This window comes from Streptomyces gelaticus, from assembly GCF_014649535.1.
GTDB lineage: Bacteria > Actinomycetota > Actinomycetes > Streptomycetales > Streptomycetaceae > Streptomyces > Streptomyces gelaticus.
The window spans coordinates 208,421-219,674 of sequence record NZ_BMTF01000011.1 but is presented as its reverse complement, the minus strand read 5'-3'; the positions used below and the strand labels follow the sequence as shown (position 1 = coordinate 219,674).

General features: G+C 71.8%; 1 pseudogene. It reads right to left on the bottom strand.

From position 1 onward, the window contains the following. Window positions 1-11,233, bottom strand: a pseudogene (locus IE107_RS18360) (hypothetical protein); the annotation flags it as partial. Window positions 11,234-11,254: the final 21 nt, after the last annotated feature.

Below are 11,254 nucleotides of genomic sequence, written 5' to 3'. Positions count from 1 at the left end.
ACGCGGTCGCGGTGCTCTGGGACACAACCGGCTCGGCCGACAGCTGCGTGATCTCCGACTCGGCGTTCAGCAGCAGGTCGTCCGTCACGAGAGGGACGGCGGGCCGGTAACGGTCGTCCGCCACGTGCAGCACCACGCCCGACCGCGTGTTCCCTTCCGCGCCCGTTCCAGGAGCACCGAATGTCAGATGGTTCAGGTCCGACAGGACCACGGTCACCGGGACCCCGAGCACACGGGCCGCGAGCAGCGCCGCCAGGTCGCCCGCGGAGTGGTTCCAGCCGGTGTCCTTGCGGTCGCCTATCCGCCCGTCGCCGGACCGCAGCAGTGTCGTACGGGCCAGTTCCAGACGCTGGTCGGGGGTCAGTCCGGCGGCCACCGTGTCCGGGAGGCGCCCGCGCGAGTCGACGTGTTCGGCGGTCTGCGCCGCGCTGAGTGCGATCCCCGCGTCGGTCAGCTCCTGGGGGGTGAACCGCTCCTGCGGATCGATGGCGAGGAACTCCGCGAGTTCGTCGCGGTCCGCCATCAGGCGGTCGGCGAGTCGCTCCCTCAAGTGCTGGACATCAGCGGCGGAAAGGCTTCTGCCTCGCGCGTGGAGCCCCAGCTCGGCGAGAAGTCCCGGATGGGCGCGCTCGACCGCGTCCAGGAGGGACCGGTGGAAACTCGTACCGGCATCGAGGCGCGCGGGTCCGATGGAGGGCGGCTCCACGAGGTGGAGGACGCGGCCGTCCGGCGCCTTCAGGGCGACCGACCGGCCCTCGGCCTCCTTGCCCTCGGCGATGTACGGCTCGGGGACGGACGTCGCGTCGGCCGGACGGACGTAGCCCTCCGGTTCCGGCGCGGGGTGCCAGGGGGTGACGACGCGGGGGACGCTTCCTTCGGGCCGTGGTTCCAGAACCCGGCGCGTGGACGCGTCGACCGAGTCGAAGTTCCTCTGCACGAGAGCGAGTTCGCGGTAGTCGGCCGTCAACTGTGCGACCGCCCGGTCATACGCCGACCGCGCGTCCCGCAACTCGGCATCGACCGCGTCGAACCGCCCCGCGGCCACCTCCCGGTCCGGTGTCTTCCGCGCTCGGGCCTCCTGCAGCTGGGCGGCCTCCACGGTGTGCCGGGCGGTCCGTACGGCCTCCAGCGACGACCGGTAGGCGGCGTCCGCGACCCGCAGGCGCTGCGCCCAGCCCGCAGCCTTGGTCTGCTCCCGGCGTACGGCGTCCGTGTCCGGCAGCGGTCCGGCGTCGCCCAGCCAGAACTCCGTTCGGGCGAGGACGTCCTGCCGTGTGACCGGGTGCGGCAGTCCGGCGAGCCCGGCGGCCGGGCCCGCTTGGGGCACCGGGGCATCGAGGGCTCCGAGGGCTTCGGTGAGCGGGGGGTAGCCGGCGACCGTGACGGGAACCTCCTCGGCGGCCACGGCCGCGGCCGGCTCGCTCCAGGTGACCGGCGGTGTCCCGGAGGGACGGGGGCCGCTGATCGTGTAGTGCTCGACCGCCTTCCAGGCGGCCTCCGAGGCACCGGCGAGACGCTGCTCGACGGTCGCGAGGTCGCGGCGATGGTTGACCAGGTCCTGCTGGGCTTCGGCGTACCGGGACCGGGCCGTGGCGAGCCGCTCCCGCGCCGTGGCCACGTCCGCGCCGGTGGGAGCCGGCGTCTCCAGAAGGCGCCGGAGCTCCGTCCGGAGGGAGGAGGCCTCGCCGTCGAGTGTGCGCAGGCGCCGCTCGGCCGTCTCGACCTTCTCGGCGGCCTCGGTGTACTTCTTGGTCTGCTCCTTGACGGTGACCGCGGCGGCCTCGACCTCGGGTGGCAGCAGTCCGTGCTCCCGGGCGACGTCGAAGGACACCCACATCGTCACCCCGTCCCGCACCGTGTGCTCGACGGTGACCGGCGGCCGGGACCCGGACCTGAGGACCGACGGGACGACCGGAAGGTCCGCGATGCGGTGCGATGCCTTCGCCGTCTGGAGTACGCGCAGGGGTGCCTGGACCAGTACGGCGCCGCCGGCGAAGGGCTTGAGCGTGGTCAGCGCGGAGGTCCGGCGGTCGGCGGCACCGCCCGCCGCGTCGGAGTCCGCCCAGCCGGGCACGGCGGCCGTGGTCTGGATGAGGGGCTGCGTCTGGAAGCCCGGTCCGGCGGTCATAGCCGGCATGTGCGTTTCGGTCGTGTCACCCGTGTAGGTGTCGTTGTCCATGGTCCGCCGACTGCCGCCGAGTCCCGCTTGCGGGTCGACCGCCAGCAGACGGGCCCCGGACAGATCGATGTCCGCGGAGATCCTCAGGGTCGCGTCCGACCCGCCGATCGTCGATGTGGTGTCGTGCAGTGCGACGGTCAGGCTGTCGCGGACCATCTGCGGCAGGTAGGCGCTCAGCACATCGGTGCTGATGGCTCCCTTGAGGGCTTCACCGGCTGCGGTGCCGGGCCGTGTCAGCATCGTCCTGCGCACATATCGGCCAGTGCCGTCCGCGGGCATGGTCGTCGCGGTGTCGCTCGTGGCGCCGCGTCCCTTGACGGCGAGGTCGACGGCGTACGCCGCTGCGTCCCGGAGGACGGTGATGCCGCCCACCGTGGTGACGACGACGCTCTCCGGACCGGCCGCGAACAGCTTCCTGCCCGCCGCGTTGCGCTCCCGCAGTGCCACGGCCTGCTGCTGGTCCGGGAGAAGCAGCACCGGGCGTGCGGCTTCCCGGGGTGTACGTGCCACCGACGGTCCGGTCCGCGGTTCAGCGGTCCGGGGTTCGGTGGTCCGAGGTCGGGAGAGGCTCAGGGGCAGCACCACCTCGGCGTCGCCGACGGCGTACGTGTCACTCACCACTGTCCCGTCGGGCAGCTCAAGGGTGAAGGTGACGTCGAACCTCGTCCGACCGGTCACCACGGGCCCCTCGAAGGCGACTTGGGCGCTGACGGCGTCGGTGACCGCGTGTGCCAGGGAGGACGAGCGGGTGGAGCCGACCCGGTCGTCGAGGGTGAAGCCGCCGCTCCTGAGCCCCGGTTGGCCCAGGACGGTGGGCAGCTCGCCGAGCCGGTAACCGGCCTCGTATCCGCGCGCCAGCTTCTCCGTGACTGTCTCCGCCGTGGACGTGGGCCGGGTGATCGTGGGCTTCACGTCGTGGCGCAGCGAACCGGCGGTGAAACCGGACCTTTCCAGGGTCACTGTGAGACTGGCGTCCTTGGCAGGCCCGATCTTGTTCCGGGCCAGCCGCAGGGAGGTGCCGCCGTTCTCCATGCCCGTCTGGAGAGCGCGCATACCGGACGGCGACAAAGTGGTCATCTGCCGCGCCAGGCCGCCGAGCTGGTCGGCCAGCAGACTGCTGGGCCCGAGCCAGCTCTTGTGCTGGGGCAGGGTTTCCAACAGGCGGTTGGTGAAAGCGCTGATCGCCGGTGCCATGTCGAGGCGACCGACCGTGAGCGTGGCATGAGCGGCCGCATCGACGGCGGTGTAGACCTGCGCGGGCGGCGCAGCGGTGAGACCGTCGTCGAAGAGACCGGCCTTCCTTGCCTCGGCGAGCGGCAACCATACGAGCAGACCGTCGGGGATCTCCACGATCCGGCCCTGGGGCGGCCGTCCACGCATCAGCTCCATGGGTGCCTGGAGCAGACCGGACGGCTGGGAGCGGGCAGCGAGGTGCCAGGCCACATCGGCGCTGACCAGGACCATCGGTCCGGTGTACTGAACCGTGTGGGCCGGGTTCGCCGAGAAGGTCTCGGCGGTGGTCGCCGTGCTCGTGCGCTGATACGGCGACGCGGTGAGACCGTAGGTGCCGGCGGTCTGGAACGCGTCGGTGTGCTTGGCCCTGAAGGCGAGCAGGGACGAGATGGTGTGACTGCGGACGTGGGCGACCGAGTGCCCCGCCCCACTGGTCCCGGAGCCGATGTTGGAGAGGGCCAGGTCTCTGGAGTCGACGACGGCGAGCACGCGCGTCCCGCGCACCTGAGGCCAGGCGCTCACCGACGCGGTGATGTCGGTGACGGCCGTCCGCCCGAACAGGTCGCTGACGTGCTTGCCCGTCTGCGCCGCGTCGCTGAAGTCCGCTTCGTTGCGGCCGACCGCGAACGCCTCGGCCAGGGCGCCGGAGGCGGCGGTCCCGTCGGTCCTGTAGATCCAGGAGTTGCCGGAGACGGAGGCGAGCAGTTCCTTGAGGTGGTGCAGCACGACCTCGGGCGAGGTGACGCCCTGCACGGAGTGCAGGCCGTCGAAGAGTGCGTGGGGTCTCCAGTCATCCGTGGAGACGGGTTTCCCGGAGGAGAGCAGTTCGGCCATGGCCCGGCCCATCGGCACGGGCACGGGTGCCCGCACGGTCTCCGGCCGGTTGACCGGCAGGACCGGGGGGACGGACAGCGACGCGGGTACGGCGAGGGTGATACGGCCGGTGACGGGGGCCTGGGCGGCCTGTCCGTCGACCTGCCCGGCGGTCAGGACATCGACGCTCCCGGCGGCCTGCTTCACGAACCACCGGGTGCTGAGCAGCTCGCCGGTCATGGTCCGTGCGATCTGGCGCGGCCGGGTGAAACTGGTGGCCTCCGCCGCGAAGGTCAGGTCGTACGACCACAGGTGCTGCGACCCGGAACTGGTGATGCCGCCGTCCGGGGTCAGCGTCGGACCGTACGTCATGCCGTAGGCGGTCTGCCTGCCGTACCGGTAGCCGATGCTGCCGGTGCCCCCGAAGCGCTCGATCCCGGTCAGTCCCACGTCGACGCCGACCGACCAGCCGTGAGTACGTGTGGTCGCGCTGTCCGCGCGGCGGGTCGACAGGACGTTGTTGGCCAGACCCAGGTCGTGATGGGTGCCCACGAACTGGCGATCCGTCGCCTGGGCCCGGACGGTGAGCACGACGTACCGCTTGTTGACGGTGTCGAGCCGCTCCAGCTGGATGCGCAGTCCGGTGCTCGTCAGGCGGTCGAGCGAGCCCTCCAGCACCGTACGGGAGAGCGCCTGGCGCAGCAGATGGGTGTTGCGCACCGCGTTGTTGTACTTCCGGTCGCTGCCGCCGTTGCGGTCGCCGGTGGCCGCGGCGTCCGGCCGGGGCGGAAGCACCAGGTCGGGGTAGGCGTGGTGCAGGCCGGCCTGGACGCGGTCGACCAGTTGGTCCGTCAGGGACACCTGGGGCGGGACCGACCGAGGGTCGCCGGTCGCCACGAGGTCCAGTACCGCGTGCAGGCCGAACGTCGCCGGGTTCGACACCGAAAGGTAAGCGGGGGCGGGGGGCGCTTCGGCGTCCCGGACGGGCGCGGTGCCGTCGTCCCAGCCGGCCAGTCTGCGTGCGTCGGCCCGCGGCAGCTGCACGGTGGCGGTGAGGAAGGCACCTGTCTCGTCCGGATCGTTCCGGTCGAACCGGCCGGTCCGTTCGGCCGGCACGGGCGATTCCCATACGCCGCCCTGCCTGCGCAGCTCCACCCGGAAGCGGACATCGTAGAGCCCCGAATGACCACGGCTGTTGAGCGTCCGCACGGACTCGGCCGTGTTGCCGCTGTAGCTGCTCTCCGCACGCTGGGTCGTCAGGCCGACCGATCCCGCGACCTGGAGGTTCAGGGCGCCCGCGGGCTGGAGCAGCGCGACCTGAGGACCGGCGGAGATCCCGATCCCGGCGCCCTGGGTGTTCTTCTTCTCCGTGGTGGCGGTGGAGCGCTGGGCGTCGGCCTTCTTGACCTCGGTCTTGTCGGACGCCTGGAGCAGCGTGGCATCGACCGGGATCAGCCGGAGCTCGACGGAGCCCAGTGACCGGTTGCCCAGCCCGGCGAAGAGCGGGGCGCTGACCACCGTCTCCCCGGAGCTCTGCGCGATCATGGTGCGCAGGCTCTCCTCACCGAACAGATCGGCCAGCTGATGGCGCAGGAAGCTCCCGGGGGCCGCATCGGGAAAGTTCCTGAGTGCCCAGTCCAGCAGCCGGGTCTCCGTGGTGACGCTCAGCGGCGCGAGCAGGCGCGGCCGGGCGCCGGGCGCGAACGCGAACGCGTTGGGCAGCCGGTCCGGGATCGCCGGGTCGGTGACGCTGTCCGGGACCCGCCAGGTGACTCCGTCCCGGATGCGGTAGCGCCTCTGTTCGGTGGTGCCGGCCCGCTGCTGGTCCGCGGGCTGCTCACGGCCCTTCTTGTCCCAGACGTGCGAGGACTCGACGACGATGTGCAGGTCGCTCACATGCAGATGACTGCCGCCCTTGCCGACCGCGGTCACACTGCTCTGGGCGCGGCTCTCCTGGGTGTACGTGTAGCCGGCCTCCATGCGCCGCGCGCTGAGGGACAACGACCCGAGCGCGCCGAAGGTACCCGCGGAGGGACCGAGCGGGACCGCCACTCCGAAGGCGCGGGAGGTGCCCAGCGACTTGGTCTCCGTCGCTCCGGGGCGGGTGCGGAGTTCGGTCTCGATCTTGACGGGGGCGTCGGCGGCCTTGGACGCGTCGGTCTTGGACGCGTCGGTCCTGGGCGCCGTTGCCTGCGGCTCCTGCGCCTGCGGCGTGGTCGAACTTCCCTCGTTCTCGTTGCCGTCCTTGCTCGGTGCGGACTCGGCCACGTCGTCCGGGGTGGCCAGCGCCGATGGCTCGGCATGGCGACGCCAGTTCCCGTAGCTCTCCACCGCGAGGGAGATCTCCCGGTGGCCGCCGTCCACGGTCGGCAGGACGAAGGTGCGGGGGCTGAGCAGCGTATGCGGACTCTGGGTGAGCACACGCTTCAACTCGTCGAGCCCGTCGGGGAGCAGACGCCATTGCGTCGCGACGGAATCAGCCAACAGGTCGACACCCCGGATGGTGATCCGTCCGTGCCCGTGGCCCTTCATCGACTTCGGCAGCATCGCGTTGTCGTCGAACGTGACGAACCGACCGGACCCCTCCGGCACGAGCGGATCCACACCGGGGCTCAGCAGCGGAGGGGCGAGGGCCGTCGTCTCCACCTTCACGCCGGGGTTCTCGATCCGGCGGAACACCTCGTCGCGGAGGGCCTCCTCGGTCGTCAGGTCCGGACGGTCGCGGCGTGCCCGGTACATCCGCTGCTCGTACTCGTCCGCCGAGAGGGCGCTCAGGGCCTTGTCGCGGGCCGAGGGCTGCCGCACGCCCGACGAGCCGGCCGGTGCGGAGCCGTCACCGCCGGGGCCGCCCGGCGACTCCTCGTTGTCCTTCGCCGGGCCTTCGGAGTCCCTGGGGACGGAGGCCACGGAATCGGCGTCGTCGTTGCCCGACTTCCTGCCGGACGGTGCGGCCGCATCACGCCCGACCTGGTGACCGGCCTTGTCGCCGGACGTGAGACCGGACGTGTCGGTCTTCGGGCCGGAGGCGTCGTCGGATGTGAGAGCAACGTCGCTGTCCGGTCGGGATTCCGAGACGGTCCGCGTGTCGGCGAGGGACCGGGTGTCGTCCTCGGACCGTGTGCGTACCCGACGGGTGTCCGGCGACGGCAGGTCGTCCCGCTCCCGCGAGGGAAGGCTCTCACCGTCCTTCTCCCCGGACACCGACGCATCGTCCAGCCGCCGCGGAGCCTCCATCAGCTGCTCGCCCGGCTGCACCGGAGCGTGCCGGTCCCGCTCGGAGCCGACCGGCCGCGGGGTCTTCCCCGAGTTGCCGGCACCCTCGTCGACGTTCGTGCGGGAGGCCGGATTACGCGTGGTTGCCGACGGTCCTGCGTTCGAGGGGCCCGGCGTGCCCGTCGGATCCGGGTCCTGGACGTCCGTGCCCTTCTCCGGTACGGCGTCGTCCCCCTTGGGGGTACCGGGCCCATCGCCGGGGGCGACCAGGTTCCGCAGGCGTTCCACCAGTGTGCGGGCGTCATGGGCGGCCTGTTCACGTATCTCTTCGGGCAGCTTGTCGAGCGAGCTGTCGATACGCCGGTCGAGGTCCCGCAGCCGGTCCGGAGCACGCAGTTCCCGCTCCAGGCGCTCCTGCCCCTCACGCCTCAGCTCCGCCGTCTCCGCGTCGTAGCCGTCGAGGATCCGGTCGACGGCCTGCGGGTCGTCCGCCGCCTCGGCCAGCCTGTTCTGCCATACGGCACGGCGCTCGGTGCTGCGCTGCGCCCCCTCCGGGCCGCCGTCCGCGATGGCCTTCAGACGACGGTCACGCTCCAGCTGCGCCATCCGGTCGAGCTGCTCCCGCTCGACAGCCTGCCTGGCCGTGTCGTCCTCGGCGTTCGCGCGCCGGTCCTCCCACTGCTGCCGCTCCTCGCGCGACATCCCGGTGTCGTCCGTGCCCTCGCGAAGCCGGTCGAGCCGCTCCTCCAGAATCCGGTCGTTCTCCGCCCCGGAGTCCCCGGACCGGTCCCGGGCGGGGGTGCCGTCGCCGGGACCGTCCTGCGGCGGGGGCAGAGGTTGCGAGGACTCCTGCTGGTTGCCGCCCTCACGCAGGGCGTCCAGCCTCGCCCGGAAGGAAGCCAGTTCGGCTTCCCTGCCGAGGGTGACCGTACGGCGTTCGTACAGCGCGTCGAGGTCGCTTCCCCGCCCCGGTCCTTCGAACCGGCTCTTCCAGGTGGCCAGCTCCCGCTCGGATGCTCCGAGATCCCGCAAGGTCGCGAGCCGTCGTGACGTCTCCAGTTCGGTGTCGTAGCCGGCCTGCACCCTGCGGAGATCCTCGGGGGTCGCCGCCTGCTCCCGGCGGTCCTCCCATTCGAGGAACCGCTCGCGGTCCATGCCCGCTTCTTCGGCGTCGGTCCGCCGGCTGTCGGCGAGTTGCTTCCGGAGCGCCTCGGGGCTGCTGTCAGCGCGTGCGCCCAGTTCGGACCCGAGGGCGCCGAGCCGGTTCTCGAACTCGTCCAGCAGCTGGGTCGTGCGACGCGGATCGCCGCCGAGGGCCGACTGCTCGATGTCGAGGGCGTGGCGCAGCCACTCCGTACGGCGCATGCCCAGCTGAGCGGCCCGTGCCTCGTATCCGCCGTCCATATGACGCCGGAACTGCTGGAGGCGTTCACCGAGACCGTGCACGGCGACGAGGTCGCCGAGTTCCCTCAGACCGTCGGCGGCATCGGCGTGCCTGCCCGCCCGGACATCGTCCCGGATGCGCTCGCTCAGCCGCTGCCGTGTCTCCCTGTCGACGCCCACCCGCCGCGCATCGGCCAGCAGGGCGTCGGTCTCCCGTTCCACGTCCTTGGCCAGCCTGCGCTGCTCGGTGGGGGCCAGGCCCTCGGGCACGGCGGGCAGCTGGTCCAGCCGGGTCAACGGGTCGTTGGTGACACCGCCCAGTTCGTCGAGGCGCGCGATCAGCGCATCGGCATCGCCGTCGTTGTGGACGTCGAAGCCGTCGCGGAAGGGCAGTTCGTCCTGCGACTCCGTACGGAAGGGATTCGGCGGGTCATCCGTGGCCGCCCCCGTCCCGTCGCCCTCGCTTTCGGTCCGCTCCGTCTCCGCCCGGCTCCCGGCCGGGGGCTCGGAGCCGGGCGGGGCATCGGGAACGTCCGGGAACACGAGGTCCGGCTCGTCCCCCGCGAAGGGCCCGGCACCGGGTTCGTTCCGCGGGACCTCGGGGAACAGCGTGTCGAGCCCGTCCGGGGACGGGGACGGGCCCGCGGGTGTCTGCTGACGCGATCCGCCGGGGGAGACGCCGGCACCCGGGGCCGTGGACACGGTCGGTACGGGGCGCGGCGGCGCTGCGATGCCGCCCGCACCGTTGTACGGGAGGGCTCCGTCGCCCTTGAGGTCCGTCGTCGTCCCGTCGGTGCCCTCCTCCTCCAGGGCCGCGCGGTACTGCTCACGGAGTTCGTCCACCCGCGCGGGGCTGCCGAGGCCGCCCGCGTCGCCCTCACGCAGTTTTGCCATCCGTGCGGCCAGGTCGGAGTCCGTGTCGTCGGAGTTCTGCCGGTCCTTGAGCCGGTCCAGGCGTTCCTGAAGGCGATCGAGGTCGTTCGCGGTCCGGTTTCCCGGCCCGGAGTCGTGGGACCGGTTGGACGGTGCCACGCCCGAGCCGTCGTCGGACGTCCGCGGAAGGTCGTTGCGCGGTACCTCGGGCAGGTCCGCCAGGAGCCGCTCCGCCTCCGGCGACAGCACCGTGCCCGGCGTGGTGTCGGGTACGTCCGGGAGGCCCTCCAGGAGCGTGTTCACGTCCCGGAGATCCGGCGTCACGTTCTCGTGCGCCTGGTCCGGGGAGGGCAGCGTCTCGGGTACGTCCGGGAGGCCGTTCAGCAGGAGGTCAAGCTCAGACACCGAGTCCGGCGGTGCGACGGGTTCGGGCGTGCGGGAGTCGGTGGTCGAGTCGCCGAAGTTGTCCGCAGTGTTGGTGTTGTTCGTGCGGTCCGTGAAGTTGCCGTCGTTCGTGAAGCTCGTGGAGTTGGTGTTGTTCGTGAGGTTCGTGTCGCTCGAACTGGTGGCGACGGAGGGGGCGGACGCCTCGGGCAGGTCGTCCGGTGCGGCGTTCCCGTCGTCTTCGCTCGAGTACGGCGTCCGGCTGTCCGAGAAGTCGTCCGCGTCCAGGTAGTACAGGTTCTCGCCGTCCGATGCGTTGTCGTCGCCGCTCCGCAGCGAGACGCTGTCCGAACCGGATTCGGAGGCCGAATCGGTGAGCGTGCGGTTGTCGGCGTCGTTCTGCGGGCCGGAACCGTCGCGCACCGTCGTGCTCGACTCGGTGCTCGGCCGGGGCGCGGTGGACGGTGGGGAGGGCGAGTCGGACGAGAAGACCGGAGGGCGCGGGGGCGGAGCGGCCGGGGGGCCCTGGACCGCGTGGTGCAGGGCCTGGAAGCCGTGGGCCACTCCCCGGCCCATGATGCCGCCCGCCGCGCCCGCGGCCGCCGTCCAGCCGCTGACCGTGAACTTGTGTTCGGGTCCGAAGAGCAGGTTGTACATGCCCTCGGTGACCACGGCGTGACCCGATTCGCTGGCGATCTCGCCGACGAAGTTGCCGATCCGGAAGCCGAGGTTTCCTTCGATGTTCCTGCTGATGGTCTGTACGAACGAGCCGGGCAGGTCGTGCGAGAGGGCACGCACCCCGCCCTCCCCGAGGTCCTTCACGTACGGCTTGAGCGCGTCGTCCAGCGAATGGGTCAGCCCCTGCCAGTCGGCCTTGCCGCCCCAGTTCTTGACCAGCGCCTCACCGTATTCACGGCCCAGGTTCCGGGCGGTCTCGTTGCCGAGCGAGTCCCCGAGGTTCTTCTCGAAGGCGTTCGCGAAGTCCTTGACGACCTCCCGGCCGACTGCACCGGCGGCCGCCCCCCTCGCGCCGTCCGCCCCCACATGGTTCAGGGATTCGTTGGTTCGGCCCATGATGTTGCCCAGGCGCTCGCCGAGCTTGCGGGCGGACTCCTCCGAGATCGTCTGGCCCGCGGCACCCGCTCCGGCCCTCACGCCGGCTCCGGCCGCGCCGTC